Genomic DNA, 20,001 nt, shown 5'->3' with positions numbered 1-20,001 from the left:
GCATGATCCGGAAAAGTGGGAGCCGGTGTTCCGAAAGGATCATGCTCAGAGTGAGAAACGAGGTCTCCGATGAGTTGCTGTGGCTCAGGAGCAGAATTGGCAATGCTGGCGGCGCCGGATCCGCGCGAAGTCCTGCTGGTCAGCCGCAGCATTGCCGGCGGTTTGAGGCAGACCGATCTCTCCGTGCCGGACGTTCACTGCGGCGCCTGTATCCGCACCGTTGAGAAGGCGCTCGGCGCGCTCGACGGCGTGACCTGGGCACGGGTGAATCTCTCGACCAGGCGCGTCACCATCAAATGGCGCGCCGATGCCGCGCCGCCGCCCTTCATCGAAACGCTGCGCAATGTTGGCTATGAAGCGCATCTGTTCGAGGTCGATGGCGATGCCACGGATACAACGCTGTCGGAGCTGATCCGTGCGCTCGCGGTGTCGGGTTTTGCGGCGAGCAATATCATGTTGCTGTCGGTCTCGGTGTGGTCCGGTGCCGAGCCCGCGACACGCGATCTGTTCCACGGCATCTCTGCGCTGATCGCGCTGCCGACGCTGATCTATTCCGGCCGGGTATTCTTTCGCTCGGCCTGGCAGGCGCTGCGTCACGGTCGCACCAATATGGATGTGCCAATTTCTCTCGGCGTGTTGCTGGCCTTCGGCATGAGCCTGTACGAGACCGCGATTCATGGTCCGCATGCCTATTTTGATGCGTCGGTGACACTATTGTTCTTCTTGTTGATCGGCCGCACGCTCGATCACATGATGCGTGAGCGCGCACGTGTCGCAGTCAAGGGGCTCGCGCGTCTGGCGGCGCGCGGTGCGCTGGTTCTGCAGAGTGACGGTGCGCAGATCTATCTGCCGGTCGGCGAAATCACGCCGGGTATGACCATCATGCTCGCTGCCGGCGAGCGCGTGCCGGTCGATTCGCAGGTCGCCAAAGGTTTGTCCGAGCTCGATGTCTCGCTGGTCACCGGTGAGAGCGTGCCGCAGCCGGCACTGCCGGGGTCGATACTGCGCGCCGGCACGCTGAATCTGACAGGACCGCTGACGATTACCGCGATAGCTTCCGCCAACGATTCGTTCCTGGCCGAGATGCTGCGGATGATGGAAGCTGCGGAGCAGGGCCGTTCGGTCTATCGCCGGATCGCTGACCGTGCGGCGGGGCTCTATGCGCCGGTCGTGCATCTGACCGCGGCCATCACGCTGGCTGGCTGGATGTTTGCCGAAGGTGATTGGCACCATGCCATCACTATTGCGGTCGCAGTGCTTATCATCACCTGTCCCTGTGCGCTTGGTCTTGCCGTGCCGATGGTGCAGGTCGTCGCCGCACGGCGGCTGTTCGAGAATGGCATCATGATCAGGGATGGCGGCGCGCTGGAGCGCCTCGCCGAAGTCGATACGGTGGTGTTCGACAAGACCGGTACGCTGACGCTAGGCAATCCGCGTGTCGTCAATGCGGTGACGATCGCGCCCGCGACGTTGGCGCTGGCCGGCGCGGTTGCCGCATATTCGCGTCATCCTTATTCGCGCGCGCTCGCTGCGGTCGTTCCGACGGCGCAGGCTCCGATCGCGCTAGATGATGTTTCCGAACATCCCGGCTGCGGCATGGAAGCGCGCCTCGGCGGCAGCGTGTTCCGTCTCGGTCGGCCGGAATGGGCCCTCGCCGATACCAGCAACATGGATCTCGATGGTTCCTCCGTGGTGCTGTCGCGCGATGGACAATGCGTGGTGGATTTCCGCTTCGAGGATCGGTTGCGCGCGGGCGCAGCCGAGACGGTCGGCGAATTGAAGCGCGACGGGCTGGCTGTCGGGGTTGTCTCGGGAGATCGTGAGACGCCTGTGCGGATGCTTGCCAGCGGCATGGGTGTGCCGTATTTCGCAGGCGTGCTGCCGGGCGGCAAAGCGGCCCATGTGGCAGAGCTGGCATCCGCCGGCAAGAAGGTCCTGATGGTTGGCGACGGCTTGAATGACACGCCGGCGCTCATGGCCGCGCATGCGTCGATGGCGCCGGCATCGGCTGCCGATGTCGGGCGTAACGCCGCAGATCTCGTCTTCCTGCGCGAGGATCTGTCGGCCGTGTCGCAGGCAATCGCGGTTTCGCGCGAGGCAGGGCATCTGGTGCGGCAGAATCTCGCGCTCGCGGTCGGCTACAATCTCATTGCGGTACCGATCGCGATCATGGGCCACGTCACGCCGCTGGTCGCAGCCATCGCGATGTCCGGCTCGTCCGTCGTGGTGGTGGCCAATGCGCTGCGGCTGCGTGGCCGCGGCAAATCCGAGAAGCCTCAGGGCGCAAGCGCATCAACGCCGGGGATGTCGGTCAGAATGGAGCCGGCGGAATGACGGACTATTTCTATCTGATCCCGATCGCCATCGGGCTTGGTCTGTGCGGCCTCGCGGCGTTCCTGTGGTCGCTGAAATCAGGTCAGTATGACGATCTGCAAGGCGCCGCTGAACGCATCCTGCATCAGGACGATGTGCCGCTGTCGCACTAGAGCGCTTTCGCGCGGGGGAGTGCCGGTTCGCGTTGGGAAACGTGCAAACAAAAGGGCCTCGGTTCTGATCAGAACCGAGGCCCTTCTTTTAGTGGCGATGTTGCTTACGGCTGGATCGCCGAGGCATCGCGGCTGGCGAACTGCCGGTTGATCGAGATCGCAAGCAGGGTCATGACCGCGCCCGACAGCAGATAGACGCCCGATGACGACAGGCCGAAGCGGCTCGACATCACCAGCGCTACGAACGGCGCGAAGCCGGCGCCGAACAGCCAGGCAAGGTCCGTGGTGAGCGCCGAACCCGTATAGCGGAAGCGCTTCGAGAAGCTCGATGCGACCGAGCCGGACGACTGACCGAGCGACAGGCCGAGCAGAATGAAGCCGGTCACCATGAAGGCCAGTTCGCCGACGATGCCGCCGTCCAGCATCTGCGGTGCGAAGCCGCTGAACACGGCGATGGCAATCGCCGAACCGGTCAGCAGCGTGCGGCGGCCGACCCTGTCGGCGACGTAGCCCGAAACGATCATGGCGATGATGCCGAACACGGCGCCAATACATTCGACGAGCAGGAAGCGGCCGGGGGCTTCGCGGGTGAACAGGAATACCCATGAGAGCGGAAACACCGTGACCATGTGGAACAGCGCGAAGCTCGCCAGCGGTGCGAAGGCGCCGATGACGACGGTGCGGCCCTGCTGGGCAATGGTCTCGGTGACCGAGGACGGCTCGAGTTCACGGGCTTCGAACAGTTCCGTATAGCCCGGCGTCACCACCATGCGCAGACGTGCGAACAGCGCGACGACATTGATGGCGAAAGCGACGAAGAACGGATAACGCCAGCCCCAGTCGAGGAAGTCTTCAGCGGACAGGGTGTCGACGAAGAAGGCGAACAGCGCGCTGGCCACCAGCAAACCGATCGGCGCGCCGAGCTGCGGGATCATGGCGTACCAGCCCTTCTTGCCCTCCGGCGCATTCAGCGCCAGCAGCGAAGCAAGGCCGTCCCATGTGCCGCCCCAGGAAATGCCCTGACCGATACGCGCCGCGGCGAGCAGCCAGGCCGAGGTAATGCCGATGGATTCGTAACCGGGCAGGAAGGCGATGGCGACGGTGGCGACGCCGAGCAGGAACAGCGCGATGGTCAGCTTCGCGCCCTTGCCCTGGCTGCGGTCGATGGCCGTGAAGATCATCGTGCCGATCGGGCGGGCGATGAAGGCCAGCGCAAAGATCGCAAAGGAATAGAGAGTGCCAGTCAAGGGATCGAGGTGGGGGAAGACGAGCTTCGGAAACACCAGCACAGAGGCGATCGCATAGACGAAAAAATCGAAGAACTCGGACGTTCGGCCGATGACGACGCCGATGGCGATCTCGCCCGGGTTGACCTCACCGTGGCCATCCGCGTGCAGAAGGCGCGCATCCTGTTCCATCGTCGATGACGTCTGCGCCATTTTTTCTATCCGTCGGTGGTGTGTTGAAAGTAATGCAATCGACGCCCAAAGGGCGACGCGAGGTTGACGATTTGTCGTGAACGGCGTCTCCGAACCATTGGACAAATTGTCCAATGTTGCCCTGCAGCAAATGCGCCTAACCGTGCGCGAGAACCGTCACTATGAAATAGGTAACACCTTGAGCCGCCTACGGATCCTTCTCTTGCTGCCCTTGGTTGCCTTGCTGGGCGGATGCAATTTCGTTGTGATGAATCCTGCGGGCGACATCGCAGTGCAGCAGCGCGATCTCGTGGTGATTTCCACCGTGCTGATGCTGCTGATCATCGTGCCGGTGATGGCGCTGATCGTGTTCTTTGCCTGGAAGTATCGGCAATCGAATACGGCCGCCAAATATGAGCCAGACTGGGATCACTCGACCCATCTCGAGCTGGTCATCTGGGCGATGCCCCTCCTGATTATCATTTGTCTCGGCGCTGTGACCTGGTCCAGCACCCATCTGCTTGACCCGTATCGCCGACTGGACCGGATTGCGCCCGGTAATGCTGCGAGCCTCAACGAACCGCTGCAGGTCGAAGTCGTCGCGCTCGACTGGAAGTGGCTGTTCTTCTACCCCGAATACGGCATTGCGACGGTCAATGAACTGGCCGCGCCCGTCGATCGTCCGGTGCGCTTCAAGATCACTGCCTCGTCGGTAATGAACTCTTTCTATATCCCCGCGCTCGCCGGTCAGATCTATGCGATGCCCGGAATGGAAACCAAGCTGCATGCGGTCATCAACAAGGCCGGCGTTTATGACGGCTTCTCGGCGAACTATAGCGGCGCCGGCTTCTCCGGCATGCGCTTCAAGTTCTACGGCGTCGATCAGGCTGGCTTCGATGCCTGGATTGCCAAGGCCAAGGCGAGCAGAGATGCGCTGAGCCGCGAGGCCTATCTGGAGCTCGAAAAGCCCAGCGAGAACGTGCCGGTTCGTCTCTACAAGGAAGTCGCGCCTGACCTCTACAAGGCGATCCTCAACATGTGCGCCCAGCCCGGCAAGATGTGCATGAGCGAGATGATGGCGATGGACGCGAAGGGCGGTCTCGGTCTCGCCAGCGCCCGCAACATCCTGCCGCTGAAGTACAATATCTCGATGCTCGACGGCTCCAGCTCGACCAAGAACTACGTCGCCAGCGTCTGCACCCTCGCCGAGGCGGCACGCGAAGCAGCCGATCACCGCTCGTCGACGGCTCCGCTCGACCCAACACCGGTCACAGGTGCTGGTCTCACGCGCCCGGGTGCCGCCCCCGCGCCGTTCAATTTCACGCCTGCGCCGTCGCCTGCCGAGCGGCGCGCTTCCAACACCTGATCGGGTCGATCTAAATGTCTGATACAGCCGCATTGGCAAATACCGGGCTTGCGAAGCTCATTTTCGGCCGCCTGTCGTTCGAGTCGCTACCCTTCCACGAGCCGATTCTCGTCGCCACTTTTGCGGGCGTCTGCCTCGGCGGCCTCGCGCTGGTCGCGGGCCTGACCTACTTCCGCCTCTGGGGTTATCTCTGGAAGGAGTGGTTCACCAGCGTGGATCACAAGAAGATCGGCATCATGTATATGGTGCTCGGCCTCGTGATGTTCCTGCGCGGCTTTGCCGACGCACTCATGATGCGCGCCCAGCAGGCGATGGCTTTCAATGGCTCCGAGGGCTTCCTACCGGCGCACCATTACGACCAGGTGTTCACCGCGCATGGCGTGATCATGATCTTCTTCGTGGCCATGCCCTTCGTCACCGGTCTGATGAACTACATCGTGCCGCTGCAGATCGGCGCCCGCGACGTCTCCTTCCCGTTCCTCAACAATTTCAGCTTCTGGATGACCACCGGCGGTGCGATCCTCGTCATGATCTCGCTGTTCGTCGGTGAATTCGCCAAGACCGGCTGGCTCGCTTATCCGCCGTTGTCGAATCTCGGCTACAGTCCCGACGTTGGTGTCGATTACTATATCTGGGCACTACAGGTCGCCGGCGTCGGCACGACGCTGTCGGGCATCAACCTGATCGCGACCATCGTGAAGATGCGCTGTCCCGGCATGACCATGATGAAGATGCCGGTCTTCACCTGGACCTCGCTCTGCACCAACGTTCTGATCGTCGCGTCCTTCCCCGTCCTCACCGCCTGTCTGGTGTTGCTGTCGCTCGACCGTTACGTCGGCACCAACTTCTTCACGAACGATCTCGGCGGTAATCCGATGATGTACGTGAACCTGATCTGGATCTGGGGTCACCCGGAAGTCTACATCCTGGTGCTGCCAGTCTTCGGAGTATTCTCGGAAGTGACCTCGACCTTTTCGGGCAAGAAGCTGTTCGGCTACACCTCGATGGTCTACGCCACGATCGTTATCACGATTCTGTCCTACCTTGTCTGGCTGCATCACTTCTTCACCATGGGTTCGGGCGCCAGCGTGAATTCCTTCTTCGGAATCACGACCATGATCATCTCGATCCCCACCGGTGCGAAGATATTCAACTGGCTGTTCACGATGTATCGCGGCCGCATCCGGTTCGAACTGCCGATGATGTGGACGATCGCATTCATGCTGACCTTCGTGATCGGCGGCATGACCGGCGTTCTGCTCGCGGTCCCCCCGGCCGACTTCGTGCTGCATAACTCGCTGTTCCTGATCGCCCACTTCCACAATGTCATCATCGGTGGCGTCGTGTTCGGCGTGTTCGCGGCAATCAATTTCTGGTTCCCAAAGGCATTTGGCTTCAAGCTGAACCGGTTCTGGGGGCTGGTGTCGTTCTGGTGCTGGGTGCCTGGCTTCTGGTTGGCTTTCGCGCCGCTCTATGTGCTCGGACTGATGGGTGTCACCCGTCGCCTTCGCGTGTTCGATGATCCGTCGCTGCAGATCTGGTTCGTTCTTGCCGCGCTTGGCGCGTTGCTGATCGCAGCCGGCATCGGTGCGCTGCTGGTGCAGATTGCCTACAGCATCTGGAAGCGCAACGAGCTGCGCGACACCACTGGCGATCCGTGGAATGCGCGTACGCTGGAATGGGCGACTTCGTCGCCTCCGCCGGACTACAATTTTGCTTTCACCCCGGTGGTTCACGACAATGACGCCTGGTACGACATGAAGAGCCGCGGTTATCAGCGTCCGCTGCAGGGCTTCAAGCCGATCCATATGCCGAAGAACACCGGCGCAGGCATCATCCTGTCGGCCTTTGCCACTGCATTGGGTTTCGCGCTGATCTGGTACATGTGGCTGTTCGCAGCGGTGTGCTTCGTCGTGCTCGTGGCCGGCGCCATCTACCACACCTTCAACTACAAGCGTGATTTCCACATCTCGGTGGATCAGGTCATCAACACTGAAGCCGAGCGCACCAAGCTCCTGTCAGCACAGGTCGTATCATGAGCGCACCGATTCAAACCATAAGCGGCGCTGCGCCGGTCTTCTACGTCGTCGACGAGCATGATCATCCGCCGGGCGGAAGCACCATGCTTGGCTTCTGGCTCTATCTGATGAGCGATTGCCTGATCTTCGCGATGCTGTTTGCGACTTTCGGCGTGCTTGGCACGAGCTACGCCGCCGGTCCTGGCCCGAAGGATCTGTTCGACCTCAAGCTAGTCGCGATCAACACTGCGATGCTGCTGTTCTCGTCGATCACCTACGGCTTTGCGATGCTGGAGATGATGAAGGGCAGAGTGAAGTCGACCCAGATGTGGCTGGCCGTCACCGGCCTGTTCGGTCTGGCCTTCCTGTGCATTGAACTCTACGAGTTCCATCACATGATCCATGAAGGTGCTGGTCCGTGGCGCAGCGCCTTCCTGTCGTCCTTCTTCACGCTGGTCGGCACCCACGGTCTGCACGTCACTTTCGGCATCATCTGGCTGGTGACGCTGATGGTGCAGGTGGCGAAATTCGGTCTGATCGAGGCGAACCAGCGCCGGCTGATGTGCCTGAGCATGTTCTGGCACTTCCTTGACGTCGTCTGGATCGGCGTCTTCACCTTTGTTTATCTGCTGGGAGTGCTGCGATGAGCGCCGATGCACATGCCACGCACGGACATGGTCACGATGATGGTCGCGACCATGGTTCGTTCAAGTCGTATATGACTGGCTTCATCCTCTCGGTCATCCTTACCGCCATTCCGTTCTGGCTGGTGATGACGGGGGCGATCGAGAACAAGAACTGGACTATCGCGATCGTCGTTGCGTTCGCTGTGGTGCAGATCGTGGTTCACATGATCTACTTCCTGCACATGAACACGACGTCGGATGCCGGCTGGACCATGATGGCGCTGATCTTTACGATCATCGTCGTGGTAATCGCGCTGAGCGGCTCGCTCTGGGTGATGTACCACCTCAACGTCAACATGATGCCGGTTCACGACATGAGGAATATGCCCTGATGGCCATGGTGCGCGCCAACGACGGGATCGTCGTGGGCCGCCCGGCCAGACGGGAGTCGTCTGAATCGAAAATCGAATCCGGGCGGTCGCCGCGTAGCGCGACGACCCTCACGGTGCTAGGTCTGCTGGCACTGCTCGGTATCGCGGGGTTGACCGCGCTGGGCATCTGGCAGGTTGAACGCCGCGCCTGGAAACTGGATCTGATCGCACGTGTCGATCAGCGCAGCCACGCCGCGCCCGAAGCTGCACCCGGGCCTGCGGCGTGGCCTGCGATCAATCGCAATGACGATGAATATCGTCGCGTCAGCATCGCGGGGCGGTTTGTGCCGGGCGCTGATACTCTGGTGCAGGCCGTCTCGGATCTCGGCGCCGGTTTCTGGGTGCTGACCCCGCTGCGCGTCGAGGCCGGCTACACCGTGCTGGTGAACCGGGGCTTTATCAGCCCGGAGGAGCGCAAGGCTGACGTATTTGCGGCGCCCGCGACGCCGGTGTCGGTAACCGGCCTGCTGCGCGTCACCGAGCCGAAGGGCGGGTTCCTGCGCTCAAATGATCCCGCCGCACAGCGCTGGTATTCCCGCGACGTCGAGGCCATTGCCGCCAGCCAGAAGCTCGACGCTGTCGCACCCTATTTTATCGATGCCAATGCTGGGCTGGACGCACCGGGTCAGCCCCATGGCGGCCTGACCGTGATTGCCTTCCCGAACAACCACGTGGTTTATGCCATCACCTGGTTTGGGCTCGCTCTGATGCTGGCCGGCGGTGCTCTGTTCGTCGCTCGCGACGAGTGGCGGATTCGGAAAAAATCATTACCTCGCGTATGACGTCATGGATGATGCGCTGGTCCGATTCAGGCCGGCCGATCAAGCTGACGGGGCCAGATGCCGGGTTTGGGAGCAGAGAGCAACGTGAGGACACCAGATGTCACTGGCGTCAGTGCGGTGACCCCGTCGCCTGTCGACGCTGTGGGGGGCATCACACCTGTTGCGCTCGAGGCTTTACCGCTCGACGAGACCACCAATATCAAGAATATCAATCTGCTGATCCAGTTGCGCTGGATCGCAGTAGTCGGACAGGTCCTGACCATCGGCTTCGTGCATCTGGTGATGGGCATCGCGCTGCCGTGGATGGCCATGGTGGCGGTGCTGTGTGGCTCGGTATTCCTCAATGTCATCAGCCAGGAGTGGTTGCGCCAACAGACCGATGCGCGTGACCGCGAACTACTTCTGCTCCTGCTGCTCGACGTGGCGGCTCTGACGGTGCAGCTCTATCTGAGCGGCGGCGCGACGAATCCATTCGTGTCGCTCTATCTGCTGCAGGTGACGCTCGGAGCAATGCTGCTGAACGGTCGCTCGACCTGGGTTGTGGTCGTTGTCGCCTGTCTGTGTTTCGCCGGGTTGATTGTGTTTCATCGCCCGCTGGACCTACCGGACGCGCTGCGTGACAATCTGTTCCAGTTACACATCATTGGCATGCTGATCTGTTTCGTGCTGGATGCGGCGCTCATCGTTGTTTTCATGACTCGCATCGCACAGAACCTGCGCGAGCGGGACGAGGGTCTCGCAGCACTGCGCCAGCAGGCCGCAGAGGAAGACCATATCGTGCGCATGGGCCTGCTCGCCTCTGGTGCCGCGCATGAGCTTGGTACGCCGCTGGCATCGCTGTCGGTCATCCTCAGCGACTGGCGCCGCATGCCGGCGCTCGCCAAGGACCCTGAGCTGATGGAAGAGATCGCTGAAATGCAGGCCGATGTACAGCGCTGCAAGTCGATCGTCACCGGCATCCTGATGTCAGCGGGTGACATGCGCGGTGAAGCGCCTGCCATCACATCCGTGCACGATTTCTTCAGTGAACTGGTCGAGGAATGGCGCATCGCGCGCTCGAGCAGAACGCTGGTCTATGAAAACCGGTTTGGCGAGGATATGCCGATCGTTTCGGATTCTGCGTTGAAGCAGATGATCTTCAACGTACTAGATAATGCGAATGAAGTATCGCCGCTCTGGGTTCGTCTTGCCATCGAGCGCGATGAAGACCAGCTGGTACTGAAGGTCAGCGACATGGGACCGGGTTTCGCCAAGGAGATGCTGGCGAATCTCGGAAGACCCTACAATTCAAGCAAGGGCCAGTCCGGGCGCGGACTCGGTCTGTTTCTGGTGGTCAATGCCGTCCGCAAACTGGGCGGTACGGTGATGGCGGAGAATCGTCCCGTGGGCGGCGCCCTCGTGTCGTTGTCGCTGCCACTGTCGGCCCTCGCGATTGGAGCGCGTAAACATGTCGGATGAACGTCTGCTGATCATTGTCGAGGATGATGAGGGTTTCGCGCGCACGCTGAAGCGCTCGTTCGAGCGCCGCGGCTATACCGTGCTGCACGCCGACGGCTTCGAGACGCTGACTGAGGTACTGGGCGACAAGGTGCCTGGCTATGCGGTGGTCGATCTCAAGCTCGGGGGAGCCTCGGGCCTTGCCTGTGTCGAAGCACTGCACGCGCTCAGCCCGGAGATGCTGATCGTGGTGCTTACCGGCTATGCCAGCATCGCCACGGCCGTGGAGGCGATCAAGCTCGGTGCATGTCATTACCTTGCCAAGCCCTCGAACACCGACGATATCGAGGAGGCCTTCCAGAAAGCGACCGGCGATGTGCAGGTCGCGCTCACGGAACGCCCGACCTCGATCAAGACCCTGGAATGGGAGCGCATTCACCAGACGCTGGTGGAAAGCGATTTCAACATTTCGGAGACCGCGCGTCGTCTCGGTATGCATCGTCGGACGCTGGCGCGGAAGCTTGAAAAACGTCAGGTGAACTGAACCCGCTCGCGACTGGGCGAGCTAGCAACACCCCTGTTGCTGGAACCAGTGCGACACAGCGCTTTCGAATGGTGCCCAGGCGTGCTCGAACGCCTTGAACTGCGGCACGCTCTTGCGATAGAGCCCGCGCAACTCGGTTTCCATAGCCTCCAGATCGACGCCGGTCGGCTTGCCATCGCGGCTGATGGTGCGGCCACCCACGATCACGTCGCGGACGCAGCTTGTGTTGCCACGGGCAAATAGCATGTCGAGTGGATCGACCGGTATGATGGCATCGCGGTCCAGCTGGCCGATATCGAGCGTCACGAAATCCGCGGCTTCTCCGGTCGCCAGTGTGCCCGTGCCGGGTGCGCCGATTGACTTGCGGCCGTTGCGGATGGCGAGCGCCAGAAATTCTGTCCGGCTCCAGGTGCGGTCGAAGCCGAGGCCATCATGGGCCATCTGCACGAGGCGCATTTCCCGGATTGCGTCATCGTCCTCGTCAAGGGCGACGCCGTCGATCCCGACCGCAATCAGACAGCCGCGACGATGGGCGTCGGCAATTGGCGCTAGGCCCGAATGCAGATGCAGATTGGAGCTGAAATTCGTCACGATGGCCGCGCCGGACTCGGCGATCATGTCGAGTTCGTCCGGCCGGGCGTGAATGCAATGGGCCAGAGTCAGCCGGTTGGATAGCAGGCCGATATCTTTCAGGAAGCGCACCACGCCGCCGGGAAAGGCGCGGTCGGCCCATTGCCGTTGGTAGATTGTCTCGAGCAAATGCATGTGCACGCGCCGGCCGGTGGCGGCGGAACGCTCGGCGATGGCTTCGAGCAAGGCAGGTGAGCACCATTGCACGCTGGCCGGGCCGAACTGCACGTCGATCATCGGTCCGGCAATGGCGGCGTGAATCGCTTCGACACGATCGAGATATTCCGATGGTGTCGGGCTCGGACGAATGAACATGTCCTGGATCGTGTTTCGGTCGTCTTCGGGCAAGGTGGCCAGCACATCGGCGCTGTCGCCATAGACGATTGGATTCTGGTCGCGCACGGCCAGTGCAAAGGCCAGCCGAATACCAACATCAGTGGCGGCCTTCGCAATCGCAATCGACTCATCGAGGATCGGCATCTTGCCGCTTGGACGGGTGTAATGAATCATAGCGCCGCCGCAGCCTGCACGCGCCGAGCGGGCGAGCGAGACAGCGGCGGCGAGATAAGGATCGGGTGGGGTACCGAAGGCCGAACGCGCGATCCACGATTCCAGTGGCATGTTCGATGCGCCGAAGGACGTCATGGATGGTCGCGCGTGGTCGTGGGCATTGACCAGCGCGGGAATGATCAGGTGGTTTGTCTGCGGCGAAATGCTTGCACCGGTTGAGACACTCGTGATCAGGCCATCCGCATGATGGATGCTGGCCTGAGGTACGAGACCCCGATCTGTAGCGGTGAAGATATTCGTCGCAGACGCAACCTGGGTCATCTAAGGCGTCGTCTAGTTTGCTGTATAGACCAGTTCACGATCCTTGCGCTCCGGCAGGAAGTCGCGCGAGAAGATTTCCTTCGGGGTCGGAGTGCGCTTCAGGTCGTAACCTTCGACGACCATACTGATGGCGCGGGTCATGCGGTCATCCTTGATGTCGCCGACGCCGATTTCCTTCATCTCTGGCGAGACCATCAGCTTGTCGAAGGAATACTGCAGCCGGCGCTTCTCGACGGGGACATCGATCAGATTGTCGAAGGCGACGACCGAGGCCATGCCGGCACTCTGATCCTTGGCGACGGCGATGTTGGCCTTGTTGATCGCGCGGACAAGACCGGCAACGGCCTTCGGGTTTGATGCCAGCAGTTTCTGCGATACCATCACGCCGTTCGAATACAGGTCGAGGCCGAATTCACCAAACGAGAACCACTTATAGTCCTTTTCGGGATCCTGGCGGTTGAGGACGAGGTTGAAGTAGCTGGTGATATTGAAGACCAGTGCGGCGTCGATGTCGCCCTTGATCAACATCGGCTCCTGCAGATTGGGCGCCATGTTCGTAACCTTGATCTTGTCGCCGGCGAGACCGTTCTTCTGGATGAAAACCGGCAGCAGGCGGGTCGTCGGTGTGCCCTGCGCGCCGCCCAGCGTGTGACCCTCGAAATCCTTGATGGTCTTGATGCCGCTGGTGTTCTTGGTGACGATCGAGAAGGGCGGCTGGTTCCACATCATGTAGACCATGACGGGCGCGTCCGCAGGGCGTGTCGATGAATTCTGGATGATGGCGTTAACGTCGCCGAAGCCGGCATCCCAGGCGCCGGACATGATGCGCGTCACGGTCGCGCCCGATCCTTCGCCCTGATCGATGACGACGTTCAGGCCCTCTTCCTTGAAGTAGCCTTTGTCCTTTGCGTAGAAGAATGCCGCGTCACTTCCTTGGGTTTTCCAGCCCAGCGTGAACTTGATGGTCGTCTCCTGAGCGAAGGCGGAGCCTGTGAGCAGGACGCTGCCGACGGCGAGGGCGGTCAATCTCTTCAACATGACGTTCTCCTGGTTGGTGTGAGGTGATTAGGTCGCAACGAGATCGTTCTTGCGCGTGGCCCAGCCAGTCACGCGCGCCTCGATCAGAGAGAAAATGACGTAGAGCGCCACGCCGAGGATCGCGAGAATGAACAGGCAGGCGAACACCAGCGGGACGTTGAAGTTTGACGATGCGCTCATCATCACATTGCCGATGCCGCGATTGGACGCGACGGTTTCCGCCAGGACGGCGCCGACGAAGGCGTAGCTGACCGCGACTTTGAGCGAGGCGAAGAAGAACGGCATGGTGCGCGGCAAGCCGACATTCCAGAGAATATCCAGCTTGCTGGCGCCAAGGGCCTTCAGCACGTCCTCCAGCTCCGGCTCGGTGGTGGCGAGACCGGTCGCAATGTTGACGACGATGGGAAAGAAGCAGATCGACAGCGCGGTCAGGATCGCAGGCACGGAGCCCGAGCCGAACCACAGCACGAAAATGGGCACGACGGCGACCTTCGGGATCGACGAAAAGCCGACCAGCAGCGGATAGGCAGTGTCATAGGCGACTTTGGAGACGCCAATGACCGCACCCAGCACGACGCCGAGGCCGACGCCGAGCGCGAAGCCGGCCATGGTGGTGCTGAGGGTCTGGATGATATGCGGCCACAGCACCGGAAAGCGCGCAATCAGTGTCGCGAGAACATCGGTCGGGCGCGGCAGGATCAGATCGGACATGCCCGAGATGATGCAGAACAGCTGCCATCCCGCGAAGAACGCGACGATCAATCCGAACGACCAGAGTTTCTGACGGAGGCCGAGATTCATTTATGCCTCCTGCGTGGCCGGAGCATTGCTCCGCGCATTGACGATGAGGTCGCGCAGACGCTGGTTCAGTGCAACGAAGTCGGGTTCGAAGGTCATGGGGATGGTGCGCGGGCGCGGAAAATCCACCGCGCTGTCGTCGAGGATGCGGCCTGGGCGCGCGCTCATCACGCAGATGCGGCTGGCGAGGAAGCCGGCCTCGCGGAGATCGTGCGTGACGAGCAGCACCGTCGGTTTGTGTTGCAGCCAAAGGCTTTGCAGGATCGACCAGAGTTCTTCCTTGGTGAACTGGTCGAGCGCGCCGAACGGCTCGTCCAGCAGCAGCATGCGCGGTTCATGGATCAGCGCGCGGCACAGATTGGCCCGCTGCAGCATGCCGCCGGACAACTGCCAGGGATACTTGTTGCCGAAGTCCTTGAGGCCGACCTGCGCCAGCAATGCATGGGCCTTGTCGCGAAATTCGCCTTTGCGCTTGTGTCGATACTCGGACCGGAACGGCTCCACGATTTTGAGCGGAAGCATGATGTTCCGCTCGATGGTCAGCCAGGGCAGCATGGTCGGGTTCTGAAACGCCATGCCGATCCGCAGGGCCTTGGCAGCGACCTCACGTCCGCCGACGATGACGACGCCGGTGGTCGGGCGGAGCAGATTGCTCACGAGCTTGAGGATCGTCGACTTGCCGCATCCCGAGGGGCCGACTAGGGCGAGGAATTCGCCATCCGGAATGCTAAGGTTTGTCTCGGCGAGCGCAGGCGTGGCCGTGGGACCGCGGCCGAAGGTTACCGAGGTCGCCGACAGTTCGATGGCGGTCGGCCTGCGCTGGGCTCCGGCGGCCCCGATGTCTTGCATACTTTTCATAACAATAAGTGCATGCAATTGGGGTGCCACTTGAGTCCGGGGCGAAACGTTGTCATTTTACGTTCGCTCGCCATTCCATGCGGAATTATTGGGCAGCCACTCTCTTCGATTGCATGCACTTCGGGCACGGCCCGTGTGCGGAGATCGCGACAGGTTCGATTGAATGCCAGAAGCGCCGAATTCAAAAGACAAGGTTGGGATGATCTGCCGAGCGCTGCGGCGGGCGATCATCGAGCAGGCCCTGGAACCTGGCGCCAAGCTTCCCGAGGACTCGCTCGGTGAACGCTTCGGCGTCAGCCGTACCATCGCCCGCTACGCGCTCGGGCAACTGGCCTCCGAGGGGCTGGTCGAGCTGCGTCGTAACCGCATTGCTGTGGTGGTGACGCCGAGCTGGCAGGACGCGCGTGATATTTTCGACATCCGGATGGATCTCGAACGGCTGATCGTCCGCAAAATCGCCGGCAAGCTCAGCAGCAGCCAGATCGCGCGGCTCAAGGCGCATGTGGAGGCGGAACGCGAGGCGGAGCATGGGCCGAACGCGGTGTCGATCCGCCTGGCGACGGAATTTCACATCATGCTGGCGTCGATGACCAACAGCCCGGTGCTGGTCCGCTATGTGAGCGAGATCGCCTATCGCTGCTGTCTGACGTTATCGCTGTTCAGCCGGCCGCATTCATCGGAATGCGGCATCAACGAGCATATTGCGATCATCGAGGCGCTGCAGGATGGCGACGCCAACAAGGCGATGTCGCTGATGCATTCGCATCTGGATTCGGTCGCCAACCGTGCGCTGGTGGAGCCGACCCCGGCGCGAGGGCGGGATCTGCTCGACGTACTCGCGCCCTATGCCGAAGAAACGACCTAGCGGCCTCGGCAGCGCGGTTGTCTTTGGTTACACGTCCACATTCGCGCTGAGCGAATTGTCCTGAATGAATTCGCGGCGCGGTTCGACGACGTCGCCCATCAGCTTGGTGAAGATGTCGTCGGCCTCGTCGACTTCCTTAACCTTCACCTGCAGCAGCGAGCGCTCATTGGTATCGAGCGTGGTTTCCCAGAGCTGACCGGGGTTCATTTCCCCCAGACCTTTATAGCGCTGCAGAGCCACACCCTTGCGGCCGGCATCTGTCACGGCCTCGAATAGCGTAACGGGGCCGTGAATCGGGAATTCCATGTCCTTGCGGCGCAGGATGCCGGATTTCGGATAGGCCTCCTGCAGGCGTGCCGCATATTCGTCGAGCTTGCGGGCGTCGGCCGAACCGAGCAGCGCTTCGTCGATGAACGCGACTTCCTTCACGCCGCGGATGGTGCGTTCGAAGAAGAAACCTTCGCCTTCGCGGAACTCACCGACCCAGCCACGTTCGACTTCGTCCGCCAGTGCGTCGAGGCGGCGCGCGATATAGCTTGCCGCTTCGTTGGCGCTGGCCAGATCACGTGTGACATCGGTGCTGAGCACGCCAGCAATGGCTGCTTGCTCAACCACGCTGCGATTGTAGCGCGAATGCAGGTTGTTCAGCGTCAAACGGATGACGCGGGCATCTTCCACAAGCGACAGCAGATCGCGGCCGGTGCGCTCTTCGCCGGATGAGAGGCGGAACAGGGAGTCGTCGAGACCGGTCTCGATCAGGTAATCCTCCAGCGCGCGTTCGTCCTTGAGGTATTGCTCGGACTTGCCGCGCGTCACTTTGTAGAGCGGAGGCTGCGCAATGTAGAGGAAACCACCTTCGATCAGCGTCGGCATCTGGCGGAAGAAAAACGTCAGGAGCAACGTGCGGATATGCGCGCCGTCGACGTCGGCGTCCGTCATCAGAATAATCTTGTGATAGCGCAGCTTCGAGAGATCGAAGTCGTCGCGGCCGATACCCGTGCCGAGCGCGGTGATCAGCGTGCCGATTTGTTCGGACGACAGCATCTTGTCGAAGCGCGCGCGCTCGACATTAAGGATCTTGCCGCGCAGCGGCAGCACCGCCTGGAATTCGCGGTTGCGGCCCTGTTTCGCAGAGCCGCCTGCCGAGTCACCCTCGACGATGAACAGTTCGGACTTGGCGGGATCGCGTTCCTGGCAGTCGGCGAGCTTGCCGGGCAGCGACGCGATGTCGAGCGCGCCTTTGCGGCGGGTCAGTTCGCGCGCCTTGCGTGCGGCTTCGCGGGCCGCACCGGCTTCGATCACCTTGTTGACGATGATCTTAGCTTCGGTCGGATGTTCCTCGAACCATGAAGCGAGCGCTTCATTGAGCACGTTCTCGACCACCGGACGCACTTCCGAGGATACGAGCTTGTCCTTGGTCTGCGACGAGAATTTCGGGTCCGGCACTTTCACCGAAAGTACAGCGGTAAGACCTTCGCGGCAGTCGTCGCCGGTCAGCGCGATCTTTTCTTTCTTGGCCACGACTTCGGCATAGCCATTGACCTGACGCGTCAGCGCACCGCGGAAGCCGGCGAGATGGGTGCCACCGTCACGCTGCGGGATGTTGTTGGTGAAGCACAGCACGTTCTCGTGGTAGCTGTCATTCCACCACATCGCGACTTCAACGCTGATACCGCCCTGTTCGGCGCGCATCACGATTGGCGCCGGCACCATCGCCTTCTTGTTGCGGTCGAGATACTTGACGAATTCCTCGACTCCGCCCTCATACATCATGGTCTCGGTCTTCTCGACCGGATGACGCAGATCCGCCAGCTTGATATTGACGCCGGAATTCAGAAAGGCGAGCTCGCGCAGGCGATGTTCGAGCGTTGCGAAATCATATTCGAGCGTCGTAAAGGTTTCGGCCGAGGCATAGAACGTCACTTCGGTGCCGCGCTTGCCATTGGCATCGCCGACGACCGCCAACGGCGCAACAGAATCGCCGTGCGCGAATTCGATGCGGTGCTCCTTGTCATTGCGCCAGACGCGCAGGATCAGCTTGCTCGACAGCGCGTTGACGACGGAGACACCGACGCCGTGCAGACCGCCGGACACCTTGTAGGAGTTCTGGTCGAATTTTCCGCCGGCATGGAGCTGGGTCATGATGACCTCGGCCGCCGAAATGCCTTCGCCCTTGTGAATGTCGACGGGAATGCCGCGACCGTCGTCGCGCACCGTCACTGAGCCGTCGGCATTCAGAATAACTTCGACAGCGCTGGCATGACCCGCGAGGGCTTCGTCGATCGCGTTGTCGACGACTTCGTAGACCATGTGGTGCAGGCCGGAACCATCGTCCGTGTCGCCGATATACATGCCCGGCCGCTTGCGGACGGCGTCGAGTCCCTTCAGGACCCGGATCGATTCCGCGCCATATTCAGCGGGAATGGCATGCTCAGTGTCGGCGATCGGTTGCCGGGCTGGTTCAGTCATGTAGGGGCCTTCGAAGGTGTGCCGAATCAGCGCGGAAAACGGCGCCTGAATCGCTCTATTTGTGCCACGAAAGACGCATTGCGCCTAGCGCAAAGTAACGTGCAGCAAGCTATTGAATAAATGGGATTTTTTGGCGCAATTTCAAGCCGGATCGAGGCCGTTTTTACAGCCTGATTTCGCGCCTGTTCCGGGCGTCGAAATGCCCGGCTTGCGTGCATTCCGGAGGCTATTTGTCGGCCAGTTCCGCAGCGGGCTTGGTGGCGTTTATTTTGAGTCCGCGACGGGCGATCAGATGCGCGGCCAGCACCACCGGCTCCAGCAGCACCATCCCGAACAGAATGCCGAACAGGCGGTCATAACCGGGCTCCAGGGCGGCATTGGCGTAGTTGTCAGGCACCAGCACCACAAGGAAAGCGAGCGTGAACTGCAGGCCCGCGTAGCTCATGGAGGGCGGGCCATTTTCGACGTGACGGCCGATCATGACGCCGAGCGCTAGTCCGATGGTCATTACGACCGGCGAATGCTGGCTGACCAGCAGGATCGCGCTGGCGAGCAGACCGCCGGCGAGACAGCCAACCAGCCGATTCATCATGCGCGAGGAAACCGGGCTGAGCATGCCTTCCGCGAGGGAGGCAGCCGGCACCAGCATGACCGCGAAGATCGTGATGCTGGACTGGCTGAGCGAGGGAATGCCGAGCCAGAGCCACGCCCAGGGGATCAGCGCCAGCGCAATGCCGCCGACCAACGCGTGACGCGCCACTGTGGCGTGCCATTGCCGCGTCGGCTGGTTGTACGGCTTGGCGCGCAGATTGTTGTCCGGATTCGGTAGCGCGCGCCGCACTGTCCAGGTCGAGATCGCGCTGACAATGACACAGGCGGTGGTGCCGGCCAGTACTTCGAGCACGCGCGTCGAGGCAAAGCGAAGGATCGGCTCCCGCGCATGTTCCATGCCTTCGATCAGCACCATCAGAAAGGTGAGGCCGGTGAACAGCCACGCATAGGCACGGCGACCGACGATGGCGAAATAGAGCGTGATGCCGCCGCCGATCAGAAGGCCAAGACTTAGCAATAACGGCTGCTTGAGCAATAGCGGCGCGGCCGCAAGCGCGATCCCTGCACCTGCGAGCGTCCCGATCACACGGAGCAATCCGCGCGTGAAGCTTTCGGTGACATGCGAACGCATCACCATGTAGCCGGAGAAGGCCGCCCAGCCGACATTCTCGGCACCGATGGCGTGCGAAAAGACGATCGCCAGCAGCACCGAACAAATGCATTCGACCTCGTCGATCATGCGCGGTCCGGGGACCGGCAGCGACCGCATTTCAGTCCCGAATGCGCGCGCGATCCGCGACAGGTGAATGGCCAGAAATACCAGCATGGCCAGATATTTATGCCGCCCGGCGC

Annotated in this window: 17 protein-coding genes; 10 read left to right on the top strand and 7 right to left on the bottom strand. The window is 61.5% G+C overall.

The window, feature by feature from the left end; translation table 11 throughout:
- Nucleotides 1-69 precede the first annotated feature (69 nt).
- Complete coding sequence (locus AB8A27_RS24250) at nt 70-2,334, top strand: cation-translocating P-type ATPase (protein ID WP_441244108.1); 2,265 nt, start codon at nt 70-72, stop codon at nt 2,332-2,334.
- The gene (ccoS, locus tag AB8A27_RS24245) at nt 2,331-2,486 is read left to right on the top strand and encodes a cbb3-type cytochrome oxidase assembly protein CcoS (protein ID WP_089263381.1); all 156 of its coding nucleotides are present in this window, start codon (nt 2,331-2,333) and stop codon (nt 2,484-2,486) included. The genes AB8A27_RS24250 and ccoS overlap by 4 nt, the downstream gene beginning before the upstream one ends.
- 104 nt (nt 2,487-2,590) lie before the next feature.
- On the opposite strand, the gene AB8A27_RS24240 is transcribed toward ccoS, so the two are convergent.
- Entirely contained in the window at nt 2,591-3,904 is a 1,314-nt protein-coding gene (locus tag AB8A27_RS24240; RefSeq protein ID WP_441245003.1) for an MFS transporter, read from the bottom strand.
- Nucleotides 3,905-4,103: 199 nt separating this feature from the next.
- On the opposite strand from AB8A27_RS24240, the gene cyoA reads away from it, so the two are divergent.
- From cyoA to AB8A27_RS24205, 7 genes are all read left to right on the top strand, one after another.
- A complete protein-coding gene (gene cyoA / locus AB8A27_RS24235; RefSeq protein ID WP_441244107.1) occupies nt 4,104-5,270 on the top strand; it encodes a ubiquinol oxidase subunit II in 1,167 nt (388 codons plus the stop codon).
- 14 nt (nt 5,271-5,284) lie between these two features.
- Nucleotides 5,285-7,309 carry a cytochrome o ubiquinol oxidase subunit I gene (cyoB, locus tag AB8A27_RS24230; protein WP_441244106.1) on the top strand — a complete coding sequence of 675 codons (2,025 nt, stop codon included), beginning with the start codon at nt 5,285-5,287 and terminating at the stop codon, nt 7,307-7,309.
- On the top strand, nt 7,306-7,935 hold the full coding sequence (gene cyoC, locus AB8A27_RS24225) for a cytochrome o ubiquinol oxidase subunit III (protein ID WP_441244105.1): 630 nt from the start codon (nt 7,306-7,308) through the stop codon (nt 7,933-7,935). The genes cyoB and cyoC overlap by 4 nt, the downstream gene beginning before the upstream one ends.
- Entirely contained in the window at nt 7,932-8,306 is a 375-nt protein-coding gene (gene cyoD, locus AB8A27_RS24220) for a cytochrome o ubiquinol oxidase subunit IV (RefSeq protein WP_441244104.1), read from the top strand. Before cyoC ends, cyoD begins: the two co-directional genes overlap by 4 nt.
- Nucleotides 8,306-9,127 (top strand): SURF1 family protein, encoded by an 822-nt coding sequence (locus AB8A27_RS24215; protein WP_441244103.1) that lies wholly within the window; start codon nt 8,306-8,308, stop codon nt 9,125-9,127. Before cyoD ends, AB8A27_RS24215 begins: the two co-directional genes overlap by 1 nt.
- Before the next feature lie 84 nt (nt 9,128-9,211).
- Nucleotides 9,212-10,585 carry an ATP-binding protein gene (locus AB8A27_RS24210; RefSeq protein ID WP_441244102.1) on the top strand — a complete coding sequence of 458 codons (1,374 nt, stop codon included), beginning with the start codon at nt 9,212-9,214 and terminating at the stop codon, nt 10,583-10,585.
- Nucleotides 10,575-11,108 carry a response regulator transcription factor gene (locus AB8A27_RS24205; RefSeq protein WP_441244101.1) on the top strand — a complete coding sequence of 178 codons (534 nt, stop codon included), beginning with the start codon at nt 10,575-10,577 and terminating at the stop codon, nt 11,106-11,108. The genes AB8A27_RS24210 and AB8A27_RS24205 overlap by 11 nt, the downstream gene beginning before the upstream one ends.
- Before the next feature lie 21 nt (nt 11,109-11,129).
- Here AB8A27_RS24205 and AB8A27_RS24200 read toward each other — a convergent pair whose 3' ends face one another.
- The 4 genes from AB8A27_RS24200 to AB8A27_RS24185 are packed head-to-tail and all read right to left on the bottom strand — an operon-like array spanning nt 11,130 to nt 15,254.
- A complete protein-coding gene (locus AB8A27_RS24200; RefSeq protein WP_441244100.1) occupies nt 11,130-12,569 on the bottom strand; it encodes an amidohydrolase family protein in 1,440 nt (479 codons plus the stop codon).
- Nucleotides 12,570-12,581: 12 nt separating this feature from the next.
- Nucleotides 12,582-13,607, bottom strand: coding sequence for an ABC transporter substrate-binding protein (locus AB8A27_RS24195; RefSeq protein WP_441244099.1), 1,026 nt, complete (start codon nt 13,605-13,607; stop codon nt 12,582-12,584).
- 27 nt (nt 13,608-13,634) lie between these two features.
- Nucleotides 13,635-14,408 (bottom strand): ABC transporter permease, encoded by a 774-nt coding sequence (locus AB8A27_RS24190; protein WP_092141281.1) that lies wholly within the window; start codon nt 14,406-14,408, stop codon nt 13,635-13,637.
- On the bottom strand, nt 14,409-15,254 hold the full coding sequence (locus AB8A27_RS24185; protein WP_441244098.1) for an ABC transporter ATP-binding protein: 846 nt from the start codon (nt 15,252-15,254) through the stop codon (nt 14,409-14,411).
- Between the two features lie 208 nt (nt 15,255-15,462).
- On the opposite strand from AB8A27_RS24185, the gene AB8A27_RS24180 reads away from it, so the two are divergent.
- A complete protein-coding gene (locus AB8A27_RS24180) occupies nt 15,463-16,128 on the top strand; it encodes a GntR family transcriptional regulator (protein WP_441244097.1) in 666 nt (221 codons plus the stop codon).
- Between the two features lie 27 nt (nt 16,129-16,155).
- Here the strand turns inward: AB8A27_RS24180 and gyrB are convergent, their stop codons facing one another.
- Nucleotides 16,156-18,597 carry a DNA topoisomerase (ATP-hydrolyzing) subunit B gene (gene gyrB / locus AB8A27_RS24175; protein ID WP_441244096.1) on the bottom strand — a complete coding sequence of 814 codons (2,442 nt, stop codon included), beginning with the start codon at nt 18,595-18,597 and terminating at the stop codon, nt 16,156-16,158.
- Between the two features lie 226 nt (nt 18,598-18,823).
- Nucleotides 18,824-19,975 carry an FUSC family protein gene (locus tag AB8A27_RS24170; RefSeq protein WP_441244095.1) on the bottom strand — a complete coding sequence of 384 codons (1,152 nt, stop codon included), beginning with the start codon at nt 19,973-19,975 and terminating at the stop codon, nt 18,824-18,826.
- Nucleotides 19,976-20,001: the final 26 nt, after the last annotated feature.

The sequence above is a fragment of the Tardiphaga sp. 768_D3_N2_1 genome (genome assembly GCF_052076105.1).
GTDB lineage: Bacteria > Pseudomonadota > Alphaproteobacteria > Rhizobiales > Xanthobacteraceae > Tardiphaga.
This window is presented reverse-complemented; position numbering and strand designations above follow the sequence as displayed.